Source organism: Staphylococcus sp. ACRSN (assembly GCF_022346615.1).
In the GTDB taxonomy this organism is placed as follows: domain Bacteria; phylum Bacillota; class Bacilli; order Staphylococcales; family Staphylococcaceae; genus Staphylococcus.
Genome location: NZ_JAKRNS010000003.1, coordinates 190,416 through 215,110, shown reverse-complemented (window position 1 = coordinate 215,110; position 24,695 = coordinate 190,416). Strand labels below are relative to the sequence as shown.

At 33.3% G+C, this 24,695-nt stretch carries 22 protein-coding genes, 1 other RNA gene and 1 other annotated feature; of the genes, 1 reads left to right on the top strand and 22 read right to left on the bottom strand.

Annotated elements, in window-relative coordinates; translation table 11 throughout:
* The first annotated feature begins 20 nt into the window (after positions 1–20).
* A complete protein-coding gene (locus tag MHZ36_RS04505) occupies positions 21–1,304 on the top strand; it encodes a replication-associated recombination protein A (RefSeq protein WP_239229880.1) in 1,284 nt (427 codons plus the stop codon).
* Positions 1,305–1,840: 536 nt separating this feature from the next.
* On the opposite strand, the gene MHZ36_RS04500 is transcribed toward MHZ36_RS04505, so the two are convergent.
* The 22 genes from MHZ36_RS04500 to mreC all read right to left on the bottom strand — a co-directional run bounded on the left by MHZ36_RS04500 (position 1,841) and on the right by mreC (position 24,530).
* Complete coding sequence (locus tag MHZ36_RS04500) at positions 1,841–2,614, bottom strand: tRNA threonylcarbamoyladenosine dehydratase (protein ID WP_239229879.1); 774 nt, start codon at positions 2,612–2,614, stop codon at positions 1,841–1,843.
* Between the two features lie 147 nt (positions 2,615–2,761).
* Positions 2,762–2,952, bottom strand: a non-coding RNA gene (ssrS, locus tag MHZ36_RS04495) — 6S RNA.
* Positions 2,953–3,023: 71 nt separating this feature from the next.
* Positions 3,024–4,790: an aspartate--tRNA ligase gene (gene aspS, locus MHZ36_RS04490; RefSeq protein WP_239229878.1), complete on the bottom strand. Its 1,767-nt coding sequence runs from the start codon at positions 4,788–4,790 to the stop codon at positions 3,024–3,026.
* A gap of 12 nt (positions 4,791–4,802) precedes the next feature.
* On the bottom strand, positions 4,803–6,065 hold the full coding sequence (gene hisS / locus MHZ36_RS04485; RefSeq protein ID WP_239229877.1) for a histidine--tRNA ligase: 1,263 nt from the start codon (positions 6,063–6,065) through the stop codon (positions 4,803–4,805).
* Between the two features lie 332 nt (positions 6,066–6,397).
* Positions 6,398–7,273 carry an N-acetylmuramoyl-L-alanine amidase family protein gene (locus tag MHZ36_RS04480; RefSeq protein ID WP_239229876.1) on the bottom strand — a complete coding sequence of 292 codons (876 nt, stop codon included), beginning with the start codon at positions 7,271–7,273 and terminating at the stop codon, positions 6,398–6,400.
* Entirely contained in the window at positions 7,270–7,722 is a 453-nt protein-coding gene (gene dtd, locus MHZ36_RS04475) for a D-aminoacyl-tRNA deacylase (protein ID WP_239229875.1), read from the bottom strand. Before dtd ends, MHZ36_RS04480 begins: the two co-directional genes overlap by 4 nt.
* A gap of 13 nt (positions 7,723–7,735) precedes the next feature.
* Positions 7,736–9,925, bottom strand: a complete 2,190-nt coding sequence (locus MHZ36_RS04470) for a RelA/SpoT family protein (RefSeq protein ID WP_239229874.1) — start codon at positions 9,923–9,925, stop codon at positions 7,736–7,738.
* Between the two features lie 342 nt (positions 9,926–10,267).
* Positions 10,268–10,786, bottom strand: coding sequence for an adenine phosphoribosyltransferase (locus MHZ36_RS04465; RefSeq protein WP_239229873.1), 519 nt, complete (start codon positions 10,784–10,786; stop codon positions 10,268–10,270).
* A gap of 12 nt (positions 10,787–10,798) precedes the next feature.
* Positions 10,799–13,078 (bottom strand): single-stranded-DNA-specific exonuclease RecJ, encoded by a 2,280-nt coding sequence (recJ, locus tag MHZ36_RS04460; protein ID WP_239229871.1) that lies wholly within the window; start codon positions 13,076–13,078, stop codon positions 10,799–10,801.
* A 467-nt stretch (positions 13,079–13,545) separates the two neighbouring features.
* Entirely contained in the window at positions 13,546–15,822 is a 2,277-nt protein-coding gene (gene secDF, locus MHZ36_RS04455) for a protein translocase subunit SecDF (RefSeq protein WP_239229869.1), read from the bottom strand.
* A gap of 293 nt (positions 15,823–16,115) precedes the next feature.
* Positions 16,116–16,376 (bottom strand): preprotein translocase subunit YajC, encoded by a 261-nt coding sequence (gene yajC / locus MHZ36_RS04450; protein WP_239229868.1) that lies wholly within the window; start codon positions 16,374–16,376, stop codon positions 16,116–16,118.
* Positions 16,377–16,392: 16 nt separating this feature from the next.
* The gene (gene tgt, locus MHZ36_RS04445; RefSeq protein WP_239229867.1) at positions 16,393–17,532 is read right to left on the bottom strand and encodes a tRNA guanosine(34) transglycosylase Tgt; all 1,140 of its coding nucleotides are present in this window, start codon (positions 17,530–17,532) and stop codon (positions 16,393–16,395) included.
* A 21-nt stretch (positions 17,533–17,553) separates the two neighbouring features.
* Positions 17,554–18,579 carry a tRNA preQ1(34) S-adenosylmethionine ribosyltransferase-isomerase QueA gene (queA, locus tag MHZ36_RS04440; protein WP_239229866.1) on the bottom strand — a complete coding sequence of 342 codons (1,026 nt, stop codon included), beginning with the start codon at positions 18,577–18,579 and terminating at the stop codon, positions 17,554–17,556.
* A gap of 1 nt (position 18,580) precedes the next feature.
* Complete coding sequence (ruvB, locus tag MHZ36_RS04435) at positions 18,581–19,582, bottom strand: Holliday junction branch migration DNA helicase RuvB (RefSeq protein WP_239229865.1); 1,002 nt, start codon at positions 19,580–19,582, stop codon at positions 18,581–18,583.
* 32 nt (positions 19,583–19,614) lie between these two features.
* The gene (gene ruvA, locus MHZ36_RS04430; RefSeq protein ID WP_239229864.1) at positions 19,615–20,217 is read right to left on the bottom strand and encodes a Holliday junction branch migration protein RuvA; all 603 of its coding nucleotides are present in this window, start codon (positions 20,215–20,217) and stop codon (positions 19,615–19,617) included.
* Between the two features lie 12 nt (positions 20,218–20,229).
* On the bottom strand, positions 20,230–20,685 hold the full coding sequence (locus tag MHZ36_RS04425) for an ACT domain-containing protein (protein WP_239229863.1): 456 nt from the start codon (positions 20,683–20,685) through the stop codon (positions 20,230–20,232).
* 11 nt (positions 20,686–20,696) lie between these two features.
* A complete protein-coding gene (obgE, locus tag MHZ36_RS04420) occupies positions 20,697–21,989 on the bottom strand; it encodes a GTPase ObgE (protein WP_239229862.1) in 1,293 nt (430 codons plus the stop codon).
* A gap of 131 nt (positions 21,990–22,120) precedes the next feature.
* Positions 22,121–22,405, bottom strand: a complete 285-nt coding sequence (gene rpmA / locus MHZ36_RS04415; RefSeq protein WP_042738496.1) for a 50S ribosomal protein L27 — start codon at positions 22,403–22,405, stop codon at positions 22,121–22,123.
* Positions 22,406–22,416: 11 nt separating this feature from the next.
* Positions 22,417–22,737: a ribosomal-processing cysteine protease Prp gene (locus MHZ36_RS04410; RefSeq protein ID WP_239229861.1), complete on the bottom strand. Its 321-nt coding sequence runs from the start codon at positions 22,735–22,737 to the stop codon at positions 22,417–22,419.
* A gap of 2 nt (positions 22,738–22,739) precedes the next feature.
* Positions 22,740–23,048, bottom strand: coding sequence for a 50S ribosomal protein L21 (gene rplU, locus MHZ36_RS04405; RefSeq protein ID WP_239229859.1), 309 nt, complete (start codon positions 23,046–23,048; stop codon positions 22,740–22,742).
* Positions 23,049–23,060: 12 nt separating this feature from the next.
* Positions 23,061–23,134: a sequence feature (ribosomal protein L21 leader region), on the bottom strand.
* Positions 23,135–23,169: 35 nt separating this feature from the next.
* Complete coding sequence (gene mreD / locus MHZ36_RS04400; RefSeq protein ID WP_239229858.1) at positions 23,170–23,688, bottom strand: rod shape-determining protein MreD; 519 nt, start codon at positions 23,686–23,688, stop codon at positions 23,170–23,172.
* Positions 23,688–24,530: a rod shape-determining protein MreC gene (gene mreC / locus MHZ36_RS04395; protein WP_239229856.1), complete on the bottom strand. Its 843-nt coding sequence runs from the start codon at positions 24,528–24,530 to the stop codon at positions 23,688–23,690. Before mreC ends, mreD begins: the two co-directional genes overlap by 1 nt.
* Positions 24,531–24,695: the final 165 nt, after the last annotated feature.

Below are 24,695 nucleotides of genomic sequence, written 5' to 3'. Positions count from 1 at the left end.
TCAGAAAGGTGTGAAAGATTTTGACAAACGAACCACTCGCTTCAAGAATGAGACCTAATAATATAGATGAAATTATATCTCAACAACATTTAGTTGGTCCGAAAGGAATTATTAGAAGAATGGTCGAGACCAAGCGATTATCATCAATGATATTCTACGGCCCACCAGGTATAGGTAAGACAAGTATTGCAAAAGCAATTTCTGGCAGTACGCAATTTAAATTCCGTCAGTTAAATGCCGTTACAAACACTAAAAAAGATATGCAACTCATTGTTGAGGAAGCTAAAATGTCAGGTCAAGTCATATTACTATTGGATGAAATTCATAGATTAGATAAAGCAAAACAAGATTTTTTATTACCTCATTTAGAAAACGGGAAAATAGTACTTATTGGTGCAACTACTTCAAATCCATATCATGCTATTAATCCTGCAATTCGTTCACGTGCGCAAATATTCGAGTTATACCCACTTAATGATGATGATATTAAGCTATCGTTAACACGTGCTATCGATGACACTGAACGCGGTTTAGCTCAGTACAAACCGATTGTACATGAAGAAGCAATGACTTATTTCTCTACACAAAGTCAAGGTGACGTAAGAAGTGCATTAAATGCATTAGAATTAGCAGTATTAAGTTCTGACGTAAATGAATCAGGAAATCGTGAAATCACTTTGCAAGATGCTAAAGATTGCCTACAAAAAGGTGCCTTTGTTAGTGATAAAGATGGTGATATGCATTATGATGTTATGAGCGCGTTCCAAAAATCAATCCGAGGTAGCGATGTTAATGCAGCATTACATTATTTAGCCAGATTGATTGAAGCTGGAGATTTGCCAACAATTGTTCGCCGATTACTCGTAATATCATATGAAGATATAGGACTTGCCTCACCTAGTGCTGGACAAAGAACATTAGCAGCTATAGAATCTGCAGAACGTTTAGGGTTTCCAGAGGCACGTATACCTTTGAGTCAAGCAGTGATCGAACTTTGTCTTTCCCCTAAATCAAATTCTGGTATCTCAGCCATAGATGCCGCTTTATCAGATATAAGAAAAGGAAAAATAGGACAAATACCAGACCATTTAAGAGATGGACATTATGCAGGTGCTAAAGAACTAGGTAGAGCAATAGATTATAAATATCCACATAGTTATGATAATGGTTTTGTACCACAACAATATCTACCTTCAAAATTAAAAAATAGTATATATTATCAACCAAAAACAACTTCTAAAACAGAGCTACAATTTAAAACAATATATGATAATATATTAGAATCTCAGAATAAATTGAAATAAAGTAATATATATTAATAAATACTCACACACATTCCATATTTTACTGTTTTTTAATCACAATAATATGGATAACCATCTTATAAAGACTCCAGAATGAAATCCTTAGAAAGATAACCAGTAAATGCTTTTATAGGCATTTGCTGGCTTTATATTTACAATATTTCATATTCTTGTCTCGCTTTTCTAAGATGGCGTTTCAATCTTGGACTTCAGCTAGCATTGCATACTCAGGAACCTCGCCATAATATTTTACAAATCATTGTGGTTTTAAATATACGTAGTAACCATTTCATTTTATGAAAACGCCTAATTTTTTCTAAATAATTAAGGTTTTTGTAGTGTATTAAAGTAGCAATAGTAGTATACATGATAGAATATAAACTCGAATGATATCGACAGGCAAACATGCACATTCAAATTCCAAAAGTATTATATATAAAAGAGAGCTAATCCATAATTATTTACGGTTTAGCTCTCTTATTTTGAGAATGATGATTTATGTCTCAGGCTCTCTATAACTATAAAAAACAGCGTAATTATTGTTTTCTATCTTTAATTCGAGTAACAGAAATATCCTTTAATATATCATTAACAACATAACTTGCACATATCAATCCCACTACACTTGGCACAAATGCATTTGATGAAGGTGGCATTTGACCTTTTCTTGTAGCAGCATTTGCATCACCAACTGTTTCTTTTACGTCTTCTCTAATAACAATTGGACTTTCATCAGAAAATACTACTGGAATTCCCTTTTTAATTCCAGATTTTTTTAATTTTTGTCTTATGATTTTTGCCATAGGGTCCATATAAGTTTTAGAAATATCAGCAATTTGGAATCGTGTAGGGTCTGTCTTATTTGCTGCTCCCATACTAGAAATGACCTTAATCCCTCTTTCTAAGCATTCTTTCATAAGATGGACTTTATAAATAATGGTATCACTTGCATCGACAAAATAATCAATATCATAATTATTAAATAAATCTTCATAAGTTTCTTCAGTATAAAACATATGCAAAGATGTAACCTTACATTCAGGATTGATTAATTTTATTCGCTCCTCCATTAAAGTAACTTTACTTTGTCCAATTGTAGAGGTCAAGGCATGCAATTGTCGATTTACATTTGTAATATCAACATCATCTTTATCTATCAAGATGATATGACCTATATTTGTTCTTGCTAAAGCTTCTGCAGCAAATGAACCAACGCCGCCTACGCCCAATACAACGACAGTTTTATCTTTTAATAAATCTAAACCTTCTTGACCATATGCCAATTCATTTCGTGAAAATTGATGTTTCATTTTCATACTCCTTATTTAAATATTAAAACTTAATTATTATTATATCATGTCACAAATTTTTCATTTTAAAAATAAAGTATCAATAATTTTATTTGTTAGTTTGAATTAAATGCAAAAAAATACGCAAGACCGAAGTCTTGCGTACCGATAGAGTCCGTCTGTGCCGTAGTTATAAAGTGCTTGATCATTCGGCCTGTTCTAAACAGGTGGGTGCCCTGTTTCTTGTGTTGCAAGTCCTCCTTGAGAGGCGTGTGCGCTGCAAGAAAACCCATTAGGCTCCCTGATCAAAGAGTGTTAGGCCCAAATAAAAAGCAAACATACGAACACTACAGATGACTATCTTATGGACATATCATACCATATTATTTCAAATAAGCAAGAATAAAGACTCCTATTAAATACTTATAAATTAATGGCGGATACGTAATGATAATTCTTCAAGTTGATTTTCTGAAACCTCACTAGGTGCATCAGTTAATAAACATGATGCTGAAGCAGTTTTAGGGAATGCAATTGTATCGCGTAGATTCGTACGACCAGTTAGCAACATAACTAATCGGTCTAATCCTAATGCAATACCGCCATGTGGTGGCGCACCATAATTGAATGCATCAATTAAGAAACCAAATTGTTCTCTCGCTTGTTCAGGCGTGAAACCAAGGACTTCAAACATTTTTTGTTGAAGTTCTCCATTATGAATTCTGATAGATCCACCACCTAATTCATATCCATTTAAGACAATATCATAAGCATTAGCTTGCACATTTTCAGGTTCAGTATCTAATTTAGCAATGTCTTCTTGCTTAGGTGCTGTAAATGGATGATGTGCTGCTGCATAGCGTTTTGCATCTTCATCATATTCTAATAATGGCCAGTCAGTTACCCATAAGAAGTTTAATTTTGATTCATCAATTAAATCTAACTCTTTAGCTAATTTTAGTCTCAATGCACCTAAACTCTGTGCAACAACACTTGGTTTATCTGCTACAAATAATACTAAATCACCTGGCTCAGCGCCTGTTAATTCTTGTAATTTAGCAACATGATCATCTTCAAAGAATTTGGCAATCGGACCGTTTAGACCTTCTTCAACAACTTTAACCCAAGCTAATCCTTTTGCACCGTAGATTGAAACAAATTCAGTTAATGCATCGATATCTTTTCTTGTATAATGATCTGATGCACCTTTAGCAACAATAGCCTTAACTTGTCCATTATTATTCACTGTATCTTTAAATACTTTGAAATCCATAATTTCGCCAAGTACTGAAACATTAATTAATTCCATGTCAAAACGTGTATCTGGTTTATCTGAGCCATAACGTTCCATCGCCTCATTGTATGTCATTCTAGGGAATGGGCGTGGTACTTCAATATCTTTTACATCATTTACAACTTTTTGTAACATTTCTTCGCCCATATCCATAACATCTTCTTGATCAACAAAACTCATTTCGATATCTACTTGAGTAAATTCTGGTTGTCTGTCAGCACGTAAGTCTTCATCACGGAAACATTTAACAATTTGATAGTATTTATCGAAGCCACTAATCATTAACAATTGTTTGAATATCTGTGGTGATTGTGGCAATGCATAAAACTCACCATCGTGTACTCGAGAAGGTACAAGATAGTCACGTGCACCTTCAGGCGTTGATTTTGTTAACACTGGTGTTTCAATGTCATAAAATCCAGTTTGATCTAAATATTGTCTGATTGAGCGTGTTGTTTGGTGACGCATTTTAAATGTTTGTGCTAATTCTTGTCTTCTAAGATCTAAATATCTATACTTCAGACGAATATTTTCATCAACGTTTTGATTTTCTTCATTTAAAGCAAATGGAGGTGTTTCTGCTTTATTTATTATCTGAATGTCTGATACTTGAACTTCAACTTGACCAGTTGCAATTTTAGGGTTCACAGTTTCTGCATCACGTTTTTTAACAGTACCTCTTACTTCAATGATATATTCTGAACGTACTGTTTCAGCAACATGTAAAGCTTCTTCTGAAAAATCTGGGTTAAATACGATTTGCACATAGCCTTCTCTATCACGCAAGTCTATGAAAATTAATCCACCTAAATCTCTACGGTTGTGTACCCAACCTTTTAATACTACTTCTTCTTCCAAATGTGACTCTGTAATAAGACCACAATATGTTGTACGTTTTGTCATTTCATCTTCTCCTTATTTTTTGAAATAGCTTACGATTTCTGATAAACCTATCTCTTCTGTTTCACCAGATTGCATATTTTTTATATTTATTTTATTATTTTCAAGTTCTTGCTCACCAATCACAATTGTATAATTTGCATTTAAACGATCAGCTTGTTTCATTTGCCCTTTTAATTTTCTGCTTAAATAATCTTTGTCTGCACTTACACCATGTCTACGTAGATCATTCAATAGTTTAACGGCATAGCGATCAGCTTGTTCGCCCATAGTAACAATGAATAAATCAAATTCCTTTTCTACATCTAGTTCTATATCTTCTTCTTCTAATGCAAGTAATAGGCGTTCTATACTCAATGCAAAACCGATACCTGTTTGACTTGGGCCATCTAATAATTCTAATAATCCATTATAACGACCACCACCACACAATGTAGTAATCGCGCCATCATAATTAGGATTATCAATCATCAATTCAAATGCAGTATGTGTATAGTAATCTAAACCACGAACAAGATTTGGATCTTCAACATACGGTATCTCTAAATCATCCAAGTGTTGTTTAACATCATCAAAATAATTTTTTGATGTTTCATTTAAATACTCAGTGATTCTAGGTGCTGTTTTCACAGCTTCCTTATCACGATCCACTTTACAATCTAAGATACGCATTGGATTAGTATGCAATCTTGACTGACAATCACTACAAAATGTATCAATTACAGGTTCGAAATGCTTAACCAATGCTTCGTTATATTCCTTACGTGAATCTATATCGCCAATACTATTAATTACCAATTTCAAATGCTTTAATCCAAACGTTTCATAGATGTGCATCACCATCGCTAATACTTCAGCATCAATTGCTGGGTTCTCTGCACCAATTGCTTCTACACCAAATTGCGTAAATTGTCGATAACGTCCTTTTTGCTTACGTTCATAACGAAACATAGGGCCGTTATAATACAACTTGATTGGTTGATTTGGTATACCTTGCATTTTATTTTCAATATAAGAGCGCACCACTGCTGCTGTTCCTTCTGGTCGTAATGTCATACTTCTATCGCCTTTATCAAGAAATGTATACATTTCTTTTTGAACAACATCTGTTGAACCACCTACACCTCGTGCAAATAATTCTGTGCTTTCAAAAATAGGTGTTCTTATTTCTTGATAATTATAAAATTCCATTAATTCATTTAATTTACTCTCAATGTAACGCCATTTTTTTGTTTCTTCTGGTAATATATCTTGAGTACCTCTAGGTATATTTATCATAGAATCTCTCCTTTTTAGCAATAAAAAAATCCCTTGCATGACATTGCTGTCATACAAGGGACGATTTTCTCCGTGTTGCCACCCTAATTGATTGTAAAAAATTACAACCCACTTTAAACGAAATAACGTTCGTTACACGGCTTTATACAATAAAGCACCTCTTCTTGTGTTAAATTACTAAATTACTCAGCATAATTTTCCAGCCACGAATTATGTCTCTACGCATTTTAAAAATGTTGTCTCTTTCGTTTAGTAATTTCAAGAATGATATCGGTTTTAATATAGAATTCATATTCAATAATAACGACTTTATTATCATTATGCAACCTTTTTTATTGAGAGAAATAAGATTTCAAACCATCAACAACTGCTTTCTCTACTACATGACGATGTAATTCATCTTGTATCATATCTTCATCAGTTGGATTGCTTATATATCCTAATTCTAACAATACAGCAGGTACATTCGTTTGTCTCAATACTTGGTAATTCTCTTGTCTTGCGCCTTTATTTGTCAATAAAGCTTTCTTCTGCAGACTTGCACTGATTGTTTCTGCTAAAGCTTCTTGGTTATCCTTATACCAGTACACGGTACTACCATTTGCTTTAGATGATTTAAGTGAATCATTATGTATGCTAATATATGCGTCCCCTTTGATATTTCTATCATCTAGACTTACGTAAACATCAGATTCACGTGTCATATTGACAACTGCACCTTCTTTTTCTAATAAGGTCTTTAACTCTTTTGCAGTTTTTAAGGTATACACTTTTTCCTTACTATGCTTTTTTGTATTACTTGAAGCCCCCTGATCACTACCACCGTGACCAGGGTCAAGTACAATTGTTTTATCTTTTAAAGGTTTAGCATTAGGGTTGGCATCTGCTTGAATATCTAAATTCGTATGCCAACCTGCAACCCAACCTTTCTTTTTACCATTGTTAGATTCAACTTGAATCCACTTACCTGTTTTATTAATTTTATGGAAGTTTTGTCCTTTATGAATAGGATCAATCACCGGGTACACTGAACTCGGACCGGTTCTTAATTCTGCATCTTCTGTAACATAGATTGTACTGCTATCTTCACTATTATGATTTAAGAAAGAAATGATCATAAAAATAAAGATAATAAATGCTACTACGACAATTAGTGTGGGAATATTTCTGAGATTATTATTTTCTAACCAAGTATTGAATTTTTTCATATGATTTTGCCATCCTGACTTTCATATATAATCGTTACAGGGCCATCATTTGCAATATTAACGAGCATGTCTGTACCAAATTCACCCGTCAATACTTTGACACCATAAGAACGCAATGCGTCATTAAACTTTTCATAGAATTCATTTGCTTGTTCTGGTGGCATAGACTTAGAAAAACCTGGCCTATTACCTTTTCTAACATCCGCATACAATGTAAATTGAGAAATAGACAAGATTTCACCACCAATTTGTTGAATATTTAAATTCAACTTACCTTGCTCGTCTTCAAATAGCCTTGCATTCACTATTTTTTTAGCTAAGGTAGCTATATCTTCATCTGTGGATTCGCTGCCGATACCAACAAGTAAACAATAGCCTTGTTTAATCTGATTATCTATTGTTTCATTAGAAACCGAAGCTTCCTTTACTCTTTGAACCACTATTTTCATTTATGTTGCACCTCTAATTCCAAACTCTAGTTACTGTATATACATCACCAAGTTGTTTAATCTTATCCACTACTTGATATACTTCATTAACGTTTTTCACCATAACACTGATATTGATTATGGCATTTTTATCCACATCTGAGCGTCCTGACACTTTCACCAAATTACTTTGCGTAGAATTCACTGCTTGTAATACTTCATTCAACAAACCATTGCGGTCATATGCAGATACTTCTAAATCTACTTGGTATCGTTGTGTAGAATCCTTTGAACGTACCCATTCAACATGAATTAAACGGTCATGCTCGTTTTTAATATTCGGGCAATCTGTTCTATGTACTTTAATGCCATGACCTTTAGTGATATATCCAACAATATCATCTCCAGGTATTGGATTACAACATTTTGACAGTTTGATAAGTACATTTTCAATACCTTCGACATATACGCCGCTATCCGTTGTAATATCATCTTTAATTGGAACCGATTTTGTAATTTCTTGTGCCTCGTTTAACGCTTTTTGTTTATCTAAAATGCGTTGCTTCTCAGTTAACTTATTTACAATTTGTAATGCTGTTACGCCACCAAAACCAACTGCTGCAAATAAGTCTTCGTCATTAGCAAAATTATATTTATCATTAACTATTTCGATATTTTCATCTGTAAGTACATCATCAACTCGATACCCATGATCTTTGATTTCCGCTTCAATCATAAACTTACCTTTTTCAATATTCGATGAACGGTCTTGTTTCTTGAAGAAGCTACGTATCTTACTCTTTGCACTTGATGATTTAACAATTTTCAACCAATCTCTACTTGGACCATAAGAATGTTTACTTGTCCGTATTTCAACGATATCACCTGTCTGTAGAACATAATCGATAGGCTCTATTTTACCGTTTACTTTTGCTCCAATCATCTTATTACCAACTTCACTATGTATAGCATACGCAAAGTCAATCGGTACAGCACCATAAGGTAATTCAATTACATCACTTTCCGGTGTAAATGCATATACTTTATCACTTTGTAAATCAAACTTTAGTGTTTCCATAAATTCTTCAGCATCAGAAGTAGTACTGTCTGTTTCAGCTAATTCTTTAAGCCAGTTTAATTTTTTGTTGAAAGTCTGATTTTTTTCAGTGACTTTCTTACCTTCTTTATATGCCCAATGTGCTGCAACCCCGTGTTCAGCAATTTCATGCATTTCAAACGTACGAATTTGTATTTCTAATGGATCACCATTCGGACCAACGACAGTAGTATGTAATGACTGATACATATTTTGTTTCGGCATTGCAATATAGTCTTTAAAACGACCTGGCATCGGCTTCCATAATGTATGTACTAAACCTAATATTGCGTAACAATCATTTATTGAATTCACAATTACTCTAATCGCCAATAAATCAAAGATTTGATCAAATTGTTTTTTTTGCTTAACCATTTTTCTATATATACTATAAATATGTTTAGGTCGACCACTGATGTCACCTTGAATTTTCATAGAAGACATATCTTCTTGAATATTTTCAATTGCATTTTGTATATATTCTTCTCGTTCACTACGTTTCTTTTTCATCAGATTTACAATTCTGAAGTATTGAACGCTATCAATGTATCTCAATGATGTATCTTCTAATTCCCATTTGATTGTATTGATACCTAAACGATGTGCTAATGGCGCATAAATTTCTAATGTTTCTTTTGAAATTCTAATTTGCTTTTCTCTCTTCATTGCTTTTAAGGTTCTCATATTATGAAGACGATCGGCCAATTTCACTAAAATAACACGGACGTCTTTTGCAATAGCAATAAATAGTTTTCTATGATTTTCTGCTTGTTGTTCTTCTTTAGAACGATATTTCACTTTTTTTAATTTAGTTACACCCTCAACGATAACTGCAATTTCCTCGTTAAACATACCTTTAACATCATCAAATGTATAAGGTGTATCTTCTATAACATCATGTAGAAATCCTGCTACAATAGTAGGTCCATCTAAATGCATTTCTGTTAAGATACCTGCCACTTGAATGGGATGCATAATATAGGGTAGTCCATTTTTACGAAATTGACCTTCGTGCGCCTCATAAGCAAGGTGATAGCTTTTTAATACATATTGATAATCTTCTTTAGAAAGATATGATTTCGCTTTGGATAATACCTCATCAGCACTATATGGATATTCATTATTCACATTAGACACCCCCACACTTTTGATTATTTTTAAAATTAGCATCAACCAAATTTCAAATTCAATTATTCTACATAACTGAACAGTTGAAACTTAATTTAACTTATTTTTTACAAAATTCGAATAATAGTTATATGATACTACATGTTTTAAAATAAATAAATGAGTTCCTTTTACTATTAAGAAAATGTATTTTAAATTTAACCTCTTTACAATTTCTGTGTAATAAGCTCACAAAAAATTCAGTCTATTGATGTTTTATTTCTTCATTCCCATTTATGTATAAAATAAAAGCCAAATGATTACACTAATATAAATGCTTTCATCTGACTTTATTTAAATGAATTAATCTTCGTATGAAATTAAGCTCATAACATCATAATCTTTAATTTTATCGATGCCATTTAAATACTTTAATTCAATGATAAACGCAATACCTACAACGATGCCGCCTAATTGTTCAATTAGCTTTATTGTCGCTTCTATTGTGCCACCTGTTGCTAATAAATCATCTGTTATTAGTACACGTTGACCTGGTTTAATCGCATCTTTATGCATAGTTAAAATATTTGAACCATATTCCAAATCATATTCATATCGAATTACCTCTCTAGGTAACTTTCCTTCTTTTCTTACAGGAGCAAAACCAATTCCCATTGAATATGCTACTGGACAACCGATAATAAAGCCACGTGCTTCTGGTCCAACGATAACATCTACATTACGCTCTTTAGCATAGTTAACAATCTGATCTGTTGCATAACCATATGCTTCACCATTATCCATAATTGTAGTTATATCTTTAAAGTCTACACCAGGTTTTGGCCAATCTTTCACTTCAGAGACATATTGTTTTAAATCCATACTTACTTCCTCCTAATTTTCCTTCAATTCCGCCTTAATCCACTGTTTAAGATTACTAAAATCTTCATAAAGCATGAGTTTTTCAACTTCTATTCTTTCAAGTCGACCTTGATAGTATTTACTAGATTCAATTTCCCTTTTTGTCGAATTATGATTCATAGTTATTATACCATTTTCATCATTTATAAAGTCTAAGTCCACAAAAACTTTTAAAATAAATTTAAGCATGCTAGGTTCAATATTTAAGAATTGGCAAAGGTGTAAACCATCATTTGCTAAATTCACTTGACCTTTCGAGGCAATCGCTTTAAAACAATGCTTAAAAGTTTCAATTTTAGGCATACCTTCAAAGTATACCGAACGTGTATGATTCAACACAAGATAAATTTGAGAAACATTAATTGTTTTTAATGTATTTTTCAAATCCGCTATAGAGCTAGGCAAGTCTCTAAAAACGTATTTCTTATAATCTTGATCTATTGTTTCACCATATACGTAATAATTTTCTTTAATTTTATCATTCTGTTTGTGCACTAAATATGCGATATCTGATTCATTGTCATCAAACTGATTTACTTTATTTTTACTTCTATAATCTAAAATTTGCAAACTATTACTTGATAAATCCTGAATCATAAACTGCGGAGATTGAAAACCATTCCATTCGTTTATCTGTAAAGTACCAATTATATTTACAGGCTGGTCGCCACCCAATTCATTGACTAAATGGCCGTTTTGCCAAAATATTGCCTGTAATTTTTCTTTACCCATCGTCAATTTGAGATGCTTTTGATCTTGTCCAATTGCTTTAGCTTGTTGAACAATGACATCTTCTAATTCAAAACATGGACTATTAAAATCTGATCCAAATGGTCTGAGCCGCTGAATATCTTGTATGTTTTTGAGAGTGATTTCTGATTCTGTTATTTGAGCATCCACATGTTTTCTCGGTTCAAGTGATGTATTTTCAGCTATTACCTTCATCGATTCATTTAGTGCCAATCTTAGGGGCTCCACATTTTCAATCATCAATGTCATACCTGCTGCCATATGATGTCCTCCGAATTTTAATATTAATTCGGAATGTTCACTTAAAATTTCAAACATCGACACTTGCTCTATACTTCGCGCAGAACCTTTTGCATGATTTTGAGCTTCATCAATATTTAAGATTAATGTTGGTAATGAATAAGTTTCAACAATTTTCGAAGCCACTATTCCTAATACACCTTCATGCCAATCTTCTTTTGCCAACAACAGAAATTGATTCCCTTTTTCGACTTGGGATTCAGCTAAATGTAATGCTTCTTCAGTAATTTGAGCTACAATATCTTTTCTTTCTTGATTAAAAAATTCCACTTGTTCTGCATAAAAATCAGCTTCTTCTTCATTGTCACACATTAATAATTCTGCAGCTAACGTTGCATCTTCAAGTCTGCCTACTGCATTTAACCTTGGACCAATAATAAAACCAATTGTTTCCTCGTTTATTTCATCTTTATAATCAGCTTGCTTTAAAAGTGCTTTGACTGCAGGTGGACAATGCTCATTCAAGACTTTCAATCCATGTTTAACTAAAGTTCTATTCTCATCAGTTAACGATACTAAATCGGCTATCGTACCAATAGCAACCAAACCTAAAAATGATATCGGCGGTTGCTCTAGTAATGATTGTGCTAATTTATATGCAACACCTGCACCACATAGGTATTCAAAAGGATATTCAAAATTTGGATGCATAGGATGTATAATTGCAAACGCATTTGGTATTGTTTCGCCAATTTCATGATGGTCTGTTACAATGACATCCACGCCTAATGCTTGTACCATTTCTATTTCTTTGTGACCTTGTATACCGTTATCAACGGTAATTATTAATGAAACACCTTCATCATATGCATTTTTAAAAGCCATTTCATTTGGCCCATACCCCTCTGTAAAGCGATTAGGTATATACCAACCTACATGTGCACCCAACTCTCTTAATGTAGATACTAAAATAGTTGTTGAAGTTACACCGTCAGCATCATAATCTCCATACACAAGTATTTTTTGATTTTGATCTATAGCCAAATTAATACGATCGACTGCCTTTTGCATGTCACTCATCGCCATAGGATTATGTAAAACACCCTCATCGCTTAATAATGCATCTATCGTTTCGCCTTCAGTAAAACCTTTACTCTCTAAAACCTTTTTTACAATAGGCGTTAATTTATATTTTGAAGCAATAGTATCCGTAATCTTTGATTCGGGATTATTAATATCCCAAGCATACTTCGATTTAATCATAAGATTATCCCTCATTTCCACAAGCAATTATACAAAAGAAACCACAAAATAAAAAGTAGATACAATCAAAGTTATAATTTGATTTATTAAATAGGCAAAACAAGTGCATAAAAAATATATTTTAGTGAAGTAACTAATAAAAGAAGTTTATATTGATTGACTATATTTGTATTATCGGTTCGCTTTCCTAGGATGTCGCCTTAATCTTAGTCATTGAATAGTATTATCCTCTCAGGAATTTCGCCAAAATCTGCACAACATAATTATAATTTTACACGAAAAAATATAATATCACTCCACCTATATTAATAAGCATACGATGATTGTGCACGAATGCACGAAAAATTTCACAGGCTGCGGGAGAGTATTTAAAATCGTTAAACTTTAAATATAAAAGAGAGCCAATCCACAATGGATTGGCTCTCTTATTTTGAAAATAGGGATTTATTCCCCCATTCTCTAGCAGTTTAAACTAAGATTTTTTCATCATTAGATTTTTTCTCTTTATAAACTACTAGTTTATGATTATCTGTTTTCTTAAGTTGACGTTTCTTCATAATACCCCAAAGCGGTACAGCAATAAATACAGATGAGAAAACACCCATAATTAATCCTACAAGTAACGCTAATGAGAAATTAAAGATACTTGGTGCACCGAAAAGTAAAAGTGCTACTACTACAATTACAACAGTTAACACAGTATTAATAGAACGCGTCATTGTCTGTCTGATTGATCTATTCACAATATCATCAATTTGAGCTGTTTCTGTAATAACTTTAACCTTGTGTAAGTTCTCACGTACCCTGTCAAAGGTAACAATCGTATCATTTATTGAATAACCAACAATTGTTAATACCGCAGCGATAAACGTGATGTCTACTTCAAGTCGGAATAAACTAAATACAGCTACAATCATAAATGCATCGTGTAACAATGCTAAAATTGATGAAAGTCCCATTCTCCATTCAAATCTGAATGAAATATAGATAATAATACCAATGGAAGCATATAATAATGCAAGCATTGCATTTTTAGCAAGTTCCTGACCAATTACTGGTGAAACAGTATTTACTGTTGGATCATGCCCATAATTATTGTGTATGATATCTTTAATTTTTGATACATCTTCTTTTGATAAATCTTTTTTAAATTGAACTGTGGCACTTTTACCATTCTCACCAAGCGATACTTGATCAGGTTTATAATCTTTAGCAGCAAGTGTTTTTTCTATCTTCGTATCAGATACTTTATTATTGGATTCGAAATCAACTCGCGTACCACTTGTAAAATCAATACCAAGATTTAAACGGAAGATAAAGATAATAATTGCACCAATAATAATAATTAGTACACTTAATGAAATTAATGGTTTTGCTAGTTTCATAAAATCAATTTTTTCATACGGTGTTTTTAAATCATGAACATCTTTACTATCATTAATGTCATATCTTTCTTTTCTTTTAACTCCAAATAACCAATATGATTTTTTGAAGAAGTTAGATGATACTAGTAATGATAAGAGTGCTCTAGAAAGGAATACTGCAGTTACAAAAATCATTAGTATACCTAAAAGTAACATTGTAGCAAAACCTTTAACCGAACTTTCACCAAAGAAGAACAATACAGCTGCTGCAATTACAGTTGTCAACTGCGCATCTACTATCGTAAGGAACGAACTCTTATTTGCACGCTTGTATGCTTGCTTTAATGTCCTACCTATTTTCAGCTCATCTTTAATCCGCTCATACATAATGATATTGGCATCCACTGCCATACCTACACCTAATACTAACGCTGCTAAACCTGGTAAGGTTAGCACACCTGAAATAAAGTTAAATGCAAGTAATGTTAAATAAATATAAGCAGTAAGTGCAATAACTGCAACTAGACCCGGCAAACGATAGAAACCTAACATAAATAGATAAATAATCGCTACACCAACAAATGCTGCAAGTACAGTTTTGTCTAAAGCGTCTTGACCAAATTGTGCACCAACAGAATTAGAGTAAATTTCTTTCAAGTCAACAGGTAATGACCCTGCATTAAGTAACTCGGAAATCTGCTTCGCTTTTTCTACACCTTTTTCACCGTTAAATCCACCAGAAATTTCTACACTGTCAGAATTAATTGGTTTATCAACCGATGCTGCTGATACGTATTTAGGATCTTTTTTATTTTTTTCCTTATGATACGTGTCACCTTTTTGATGATCAAGCCATACAACCATTACATTTTCATCTTTTTTAGAAATTTCTTCTGTTACTTTTTTAAATTTGTCGCTATCTTTCAATTTAAAAGTAACTGCAGGTTGGTTCGTATTTTGCTTGAATTCTTGTTTCGCAGAACCCTGTTGAATATCTTTACCAGTTAATTTAACCTTATCATCCGCATCTCGAATTGTTAAATTAGCTTGTGATGATAAAATGTCTCGTGCTTGCGATTGGTTTTTTATACCAGCAAGTTGGACACGGATTCTATTTTTATCTTCGACCTGAATTTTAGGTTCCGAAACACCTAGAACATTGACACGGTTCTCAAGTGTCTTAGCAGTTGCTTTAACTGCTTTATCATCTATTTTATCGCCCTTTTGTAAAGGATCGACTTGATATAAGACTTCAAAACCACCTTGGAGGTCTAAACCAAGGTTAACATCTTTAACTACATTCTTATATGTAAGTCCCATACCTGCAAATAATAGGACCACAAGTAATATGAATGCAACAATTCTATTACCTTTTTTCACTTAAACACCTCATTGTTAGCTTATGTTATAAGAATACTTGATTAAAATGCTTTTTTGCAAGTATTCTTAAGCTCTAAAAACTTTTCTGAATAACCTTATATATCTTAACATATTACAACCATAGTAAAAACCAACTCAATTATATATTTATTAAATAACATATTGTAAACGGTTAACAACATCACTTAAATATATTACTATATCTATTATCATACCCTTTAACTTAACGAATATCTAAAATTAAATAAAAAAAGAACCGATGTTAGACATCAGTTCTTATATATCTTCAATTATTATGAAGGATCAACTTGTTTGATTGCTGGTTTTTCTAAAGTGATTTCAGTACCATTACTGTTTAATGAAATTACGACAGTAGTTTCATCAACGCTACGAACTGTTCCTTTAATACCACCAATTGTAGTAATATGTTGTCCTGTAGTCACTTGACTAATCATTTCACGATGCTCTTTGGCTTTCTTTTGTTGTGGTCTGATTAAGAAGAACCACATTAATACTAATAATAAAATCGGTAATATCAATGAAGTAAATTGCATAGTTTATTGCTCCTCTTTAAAAGTTTTTTGGGTTCTCTACATTTAGCCCATACTGCTCAAAAAATTCTTCTTTAAAATCAAGAAGACGATCTTCACGAATAGCTTGTCGTATATTTTCCATTAATTTAAGCAGAAAATGTAAATTATGATAAGTAGTAAGACGGATACCAAAAGTTTCCTCTGCTTTGATTAAATGTCTTATGTAAGCTCGACTATAATTTTTACAAGTATAGCAGTCGCAATTCTCATCAAGTGGTCGTAAATCTTCTGCGTATTTAGCATTTTTGATAATTAATCGGCCCTCTGAAGTCATACATGTCCCATTTCGCGCAATTCGCGTTGGTAACACACAATCAAACATATCCATACCACGAATACTGCATTCTACTAATGCATCCGGCGAACCAACGCCCATTAAATAACGTGGCTTATCTTTCGGCATAAATTGTTCGGTGTGCTCAACCATATCATACATGACCGGTTTTGGTTCACCAACTGATAAACCACCTATTGCATATCCAGGGAAATCTAAAGCAACTAATTCTTCAGCACTTTGTTGTCTTAAGTCTTTATATTCTCCACCTTGAATTATACCAAATAAAGCTTGATCCTCAGGTCTCTTATGTGCTTTCAAACATCTCTCAGCCCATCTTGTTGTTCTTTCGATAGAATCCTTCACATACTTGTATTCAGCAGGCATTGGAGGACACTCATCAAAAGCCATCATAATATCTGAACCTAAATCGTTTTGAATTTCCATTGCTTTTTCAGGACTCAAAAATAATTTTGATCCGTTTGTATGATGACGAAACTCAACGCCTTTTTCTGAAATGTTTCTTAAATTACTTAAACTAAATACTTGGAAACCACCAGAATCAGTCAGTATCGGACCATCCCAGTTCATGAACCGGTGCAAGCCCCCACTCTTTCTGATGATATCATTTCCTGGTTGTAACCACAAATGATAAGTATTTCCTAAAATGATTTTCGCTTCCATTTGTTTTAACTCTTCAGGACTCATTGTTTTTACAGTCGCTTTTGTTCCAACTGGCATAAACATAGGCGTTTCAAATGAGCCATGCGGTGTGTGAACAATACCCAATCTTGCACCAGATTGTTTACAGGTTTTTATATGTTCATAAGTAACTGCTGGCATAATATTCTCCTCTCAATTCCCTTAAATAATTAACATTGCATCTCCAAAGCTAAAGAATCTATATTTTAAATCCACAGCTTCTTGATAGGCTTTGATGATATAATCTCGTGAACTAAATGCTGACACTAACATTACTAACGTTGATTTAGGCAAATGAAAATTGGTAATCAATCCATCAATAGCCTTATATTCAAAACCTGGATAAATGAAAATATCGGTCCAACCACTTTGCGCTACAAATGTATCATTGGATTGCATAATTGTTTCTAGTGTTCTCGTAGAGGTTGTTCCTACAGATATTATACGTTTACCATTTTCTTTTGTAGCATTTAATAAATCTGCTGTTTTTTGGTTGATTTGATAATATTCACTATGCATTTCATGATCATCGATGTTATCAACACTTACAGGTCTAAATGTACCTAGTCCAACATGTAATGTAACAAAAGCAATATTTATGCCTTTGTCTTTAATTTGTTGCAAAAGTTCGTCAGTAAAATGTAGTCCTGCTGTTGGTGCAGCTGCAGAACCTGATTCTTTTGCATATACTGTTTGATATCTCTCCTGATCATCTAATCTCTCTTTAATATAAGGAGGTAATGGCATCTCTCCAAGTTCATCTAATCGCTCTTGTAATATGCCATCATAATACAAACGCATAATGCGTCCACCTTGATCAAGTTCCTCTATACATTCAGCTATAATTTTCCCTTCTCCGAATGATAGTTTGTTTCCAACTTTAATTCTTTTCGCAGGCTTGAGTAATACTTCCCAATCATTTCCTTCAATTTGGGTTAACATTAACATTTCTACTTTAGCACCTGTGTCCTCTTTCAAACCAAACAGTCTTGCTGGCATAACACGTGTATCATTTAATACTAGCGTGTCACCTTCATTCAAATATTCAATGACATTTTTAAACTGTCTGTGTTCAATGTCTCCTGAATGCTTACCAAGTACCAATAATCTACTTTCATCTCTATTCTTAAGTGGTGTCTGTGCGATTAACGTTTCTGGTAAATGGTAGTCAAATGCTTCAATATCCAACTTAGTCCCTCTTTTCATTCTTGCTAAAATGTTCATATGCATAGGCAGTAGCTTTACGACCTCTTGGCGTACGTTCTATAAAGCCTTTTTGAATTAAAAATGGTTCATAAACATCTTCAATTGTCACACGCTCTTCTCCAATTGATACCGCGATTGTATCTAAACCGACCGGACCGCCATTATATTGTTGTAAAATACAGTTCATCATTTTATGATCTATATAATCCAAACCTTGATCATCAACTTGCAAAAGTTCCAATGAACGTCTTGTCGTATCAATATGAATAACTTCATCTTGATTTACTTGTTGAAAATCTCGTACTCTTTTTAGTAACCTATTCGCCACTCGAGGTGTTCCACGACTACGTTTTGCTAACTCGACCGCACTTTCTTCATCTATAGAGGTGCCAAGTACTTCCGCAGTACGTATAATGATTTCTTTTAAATCGGCTTCATTATAGTATTCAAGTCTTAAATGTACACCAAAACGATCTCTTAGTGGTGCTGATAAACTACCTGCTCTTGTTGTCGCACCAATCAAGGTAAATGGCGGTAAATCAATACGGATACTCCGTGCTTCTTCACCTTTGCCAATAATAATATCTAAAAAGAAATCCTCCATCGCAGGATACAATACTTCTTCAACAACACTGCTCAATCTATGTATTTCATCGATGAACAATACATCGCCAGGTTGCAAACCTGACAATATCGCCGCTAAATCTCCTGGACGTTCAATAGAAGGACCTGAAACAGTTCTGATGTTGACATCCATTTCATTAGCAATAATATTTGATAAAGTCGTCTTACCTAAACCTGGGGGTCCGAATAACAATACGTGGTCTAATGGCTCTTGACGTAACTTCGCCGCCTTAATAAATACTTCTAAATTCGATTTAATCGTAGATTGACCGATATATTGACGTAATTTAGTCGGTCTTAATGAATATTCAAATGAAGTTTCATCTTCATGCATTGCTTGATCTACCATTCTCTCATCCATTCTTATCCCCCTTTCATTTACTTTTTATTGATTTAGGATACAAGTAATTGTAATCCACGTTTAACCGCATCATCAACTGACTCGAAATGCGTTTTGTTCAATTCCTTTTCAACTTTAGTTAACTCACGTTTAGAATATCCCAAGGCTTCAAGCGCTAACAAAGCTTCTTTAATCACTTGTGATGAATCATTTACATCTACGCCTAAGTCTAACTGCTGTTTCTCATCAATATCATTAATTTGTACTTTGCCTTTTAAATCTAAAACAATTTGTCTAGCTGTCTTTTTACCAATACCAGGAAATTTTGTTAAATATGCATCATTTTCATTTTCAATTGCAATCTTAACTTCATTTGGAGAACTAGTTGCTAGTATTGCTAAAGCAGATTTAGGTCCAATACCTGTGACTTTTATCAAACTTAAGAACATATCTTTTTCTTCTTGATTAATAAAGCCATACAATAATTGCGCATCTTCTCTTACAATTAAAGAAGTATGGATAATCACTTCTTGGTCCAAATATTTTTGAAAACGGTACGAATTCGGTGTTTGAATTTCGTAACCAATACCTGTTGTTTCTACAACTACATGAGTCGGATGTAATTCTGATAATATACCTTTTATATATGCGTACACATTTACACTTCCTTATATCGTCATACTAATTAAATCTACTTTAGAAACTTGATCTACTTTATTCAATGCTTTAATAACATCATCAACTTCCAAATCGGTACCTTTTGCATCTAATGAAAGTGTGATAGTAGCTCTACCTTCCATAGGAATACTTTGGTGTATCGTGAGTACTGATAAACTAAGTTGAGAAATCGTATTCAATACATTCGCTAACATACCAACGATATCATTGACATATAATATAAGCGTAAATTCACGCGTTTCTTCCATTTTTTCATCTATAGGAAAAATGGTATCTCGATATTTATAAAAAGCGCTTCTAGATAAATCAAATTGTTTAACTGCTTCGAAAATGGACATTGAAGGATCATTTTTCAAAAGATCTTTAATTTTAAGAGTTTTAACAACCGATTCTGGCAGTACATCTTCCCTTATTAAATAAAACTTTTTATAATCTTTTTCGTCCATTTTAAGCACTCCTATTCAATAAATTCAAATTCTCCACCTAGAATTCTTACAATATCACCATTTTCACAGCCACGTGCTCTCAATGCATCGTCGATACCCATCGATCTCATTTGACGAGCAAATCGTCGAACTGCTGGATCACTATTGAAGTCAGTCATCTTGAACATACGTTCAATCGCTTTTCCGCTTACTACATATGCTGCATCATCGTCTCTAGTAATCGTGAATTTATCTTGGCTTGGCGTATGTTTGTATAATACGCGGTTAATACCTAAGTCTTCTTCTTCTTTATTAAAGTCGATGTCTTTCACTTCTTCTAATTTGTCTGCAATCACATATAGTAAATGATCTATATTTTCCCTTGTAAACGTTGAAATAGCAATAACTTCTATATTTTCATCATTTACTTGAGATTTGAATACCTCTAAATTATCTTGTGCATCAGGCATATCCATTTTATTAGCAACTACAATTTGCGGGCGATCTTCCAAACGTTGTTCATAAGCTTTTAATTCATCATTAATCACTTTATAATCTGCATACGGATCTCGGCCTTCAGATCCACTCATATCAATCATGTGTACAATCACTTTCGTTCTTTCAACATGTTTTAAGAACTGATGACCCAGCCCTACACCTTCAGCAGCGCCTTCTATTAAACCAGGTAAATCTGCAAGTACAAAACTTCTTTGGTCTTTTGTTGAAACTACACCTAAATTCGGTTTGATAGTTGTAAAATGGTACGCACCGATTTTGGGTCTGGCTTTTGAAACTATAGATAACAATGTTGATTTACCCACACTCGGGAAACCTACTAGACCTACATCGGCAAGTAATTTAAGTTCTAAAGTAACCTCAATCTCTTCTCCTGGTTCACCATTTTCACTAAAATCTGGTGCTGGATTTCTTGGCGAAGCAAATCTTGAATTACCTCGACCACCTCGACCACCTTTAGCAACTACTGCTCGTTGGCCATTCTCTACTAAGTCAGCTAATACTTCTTCAGTTTCAACACTTTTTACTATCGTACCTGGTGGTACTTTTAAAACTAAGTGTTCAGCATTTTTACCATGCATATTACTGCTTTGGCCGCCTTCTCCTCGCTTAGCTTTGAAATGAGTTTGATACCTAAAGTCTAATAACGTTCTCAATCCTTCATCCACTTCAAATACGATTGAAGCACCATCGCCACCATCGCCACCTGCTGGCCCACCAAATGGTACATATTTCTCTCTACGGTAAGCGGTAATCCCGTTACCACCATCACCTGCTTTTAGTGATATTTTAACTTGATCGACAAACATGATTTCACCTCTTTTTCATTAATTTTATATTAAAGATCCTATATATTATACCATTTTCTCAAAAAACTAGAAAATAAAGACAAAAAATAAACACCAGAAGTAATCACTTCTGGTGTTAATGTTGACAAAAATTACTCAGCTGCTGCGTAAACAGAAACTTGTTTTTTGTCGCGACCTTTGCGTTCAAATTTAACAACGCCGTCGATTTTAGCGAATAATGTATCGTCGCCACCACGACCTACATTTTCACCAGGGTAGATTTTAGTACCACGTTGACGGAATAAGATTGAACCGCCAGTAACGTATTGACCGTCAGCACGTTTAGCACCTAAACGTTTTGATTCAGAGTCACGTCCGTTTTTTGTAGAACTTACCCCTTTTTTAGATGCGAAGAACTGTAAGTTTAATTTTAACATTTGGTTGCACCTCACTTATAATTTAGTCTAATGTTTTCTTTATATTCTTCTTCAATTGTTTGTAAAGATACTAACATTGCTTGAAGAATTAATTGCGCTTGTTCATTATTGGTATCGACACTTCTAATATGAAAATGTCCACCATCGTCATTATAATTGATGTCTGGTTTCTCAGACGTCAATCCCATAATAGCATTTACACTACCAAATAGCACTGCAGATGCTCCAGCACAAACGATGTCATGTCCATAATCGCCATGATCAGCATGACCATCCATAACTACGTCAGTAACCTGGCCTGCATCATTCAGTGTTACATCAACAGTAATCATAATTAAGCGTTGATTTTGTTGATTGTTAATTTAGTGTAAGGTTGACGATGACCTTTTTTACGTTTAGAGTCTTTACGACGTTTGTAAGTGAATACAGTGATTTTTTTACCACGACCGTGTTTTTCAACTGTAGCAGTAACAGTAGCACCTTCAACTGTTGGCGCACCAACTTTAACTGCGTCTCCACCTACGAATAAGACTTTATCAAAAGTAAATGAATCACCTTCATTTACTTCTAATTTCTCAACGAAGATTTCTTGACCTTCTTCAACTTTGACTTGTTTTCCACCTGTTTCAATAATAGCAAACATACTTTGCACCTCCTATAATTTAAGTCACGCCAAAGACAGGTGACAATATTGTACTTGAACCTGAATCTGAGCGGTTGTATGTAGCTATAAACTACTCAACTACTGCATTTTAGCATCACTGCTATTTACTGTCAATCTTGATTTGTACTTTTCTTAAAAATTTTGTTATAAACGGGAAGACTATTAATAATAATAAAAAGTTTAATATTAAGGTTGGTATAATTCTAAATAATAGAAAATCTAATAAATTAAAATGAATCAGCCCTAAGGTGCCATAAATAATAGCTACATATGTTTCTAGCACTAATACTGCCAACCATGTAGCCACGAACAACATTGCTTTATCTCGATAAAATGATTTAAAGAAAAAGTCCATTAATACTACAAGTAATATATAACCAAATAAGTACAACCCATAGAAACTACCGAAATACAAATCTGTAATTAAACCTAAGATAATAGCCAAGATAATAGCCACATTAAAACTTCGATATACAGAAATAATTAATATATACATTAATGTTAAATGCGGTACAAAAATAATTTCTTTATGTCCTATTTGCATCGGTATTACCAAACCAATGATTGTATCAATATAAAATAACACAATACCAATTAGAAAGTAATATAATGAACGCATTAATTACCACCGCTTTCATCTGATGGTATAGTGGAACCATTTCTTTTAGCTACATATACATGATTTAAATCTGTTAAACTAGCTGCTGTTTTCACTTTAACTTTTTTAGATAAACCATATTCATCTTTTTCAACTTTTACTACCTCACCTATGTAAATGCCGCTAGGAAGTTGATCAGCTAAACCACTTGTAACTACCTTATCTCCTTTTTTAACACTATCTTTATTATCAATATCCGTAATCACAAGTTCATCAGATTTTTTATCATAATTGTCAATTAAACCAAATACATTTTTCCCTTTATGTTGTACATTGACAGATAAACGATTTGACCGTGTATTTGTTGATATCAAATCAACTTGCGAAGAAAATTGATTCACTTTAGAGATGCGCCCTACTAACCCTTCAGAAGTTAATACAGCCATGTTCTTTTCTATACCATTTTTTGAACCTTGATTGATAACTAAGGTATTCATCCATTGATCTGGATTTCTTGATAAAACAGTACTTGAAATAGGATCATATTCAGATATATCATCTATATCCAATTCCTTTTTATATTTTTTATTCTCTCCTTTTAGTCTTTCGTTCTCCGCTTCTAATTTTTTAATCTTACTATTTTGTTCCTTAGAGCCATTATCAGAGAACAGACTTCCAATTGATCCCGAAACAAATTGCACAGGATAACTCACTACTCTTTGTCCAAAAGATACTGAATCCCCGACATACTGTTCAACGGGTGATTGCGATTGTGAGCGCAAAGAAACGCCAATCAAGGCTATAAATACAATGATTGCACATAAAATAACAATCGCTTTGTTATTTTTAAAGAACTTTGACAACCTAAACACCTCTATTAACCTACTATTTTATGTTCTGTTATCATTTTATATTACAAATAGACCGAAATAAAGCACGAACCCTAATATTGAGCAATAAAAATATATATTTTATGCTAATTACCTTTAAATTACATTTTAAACAATCATGTCTATATTGATTGTGAC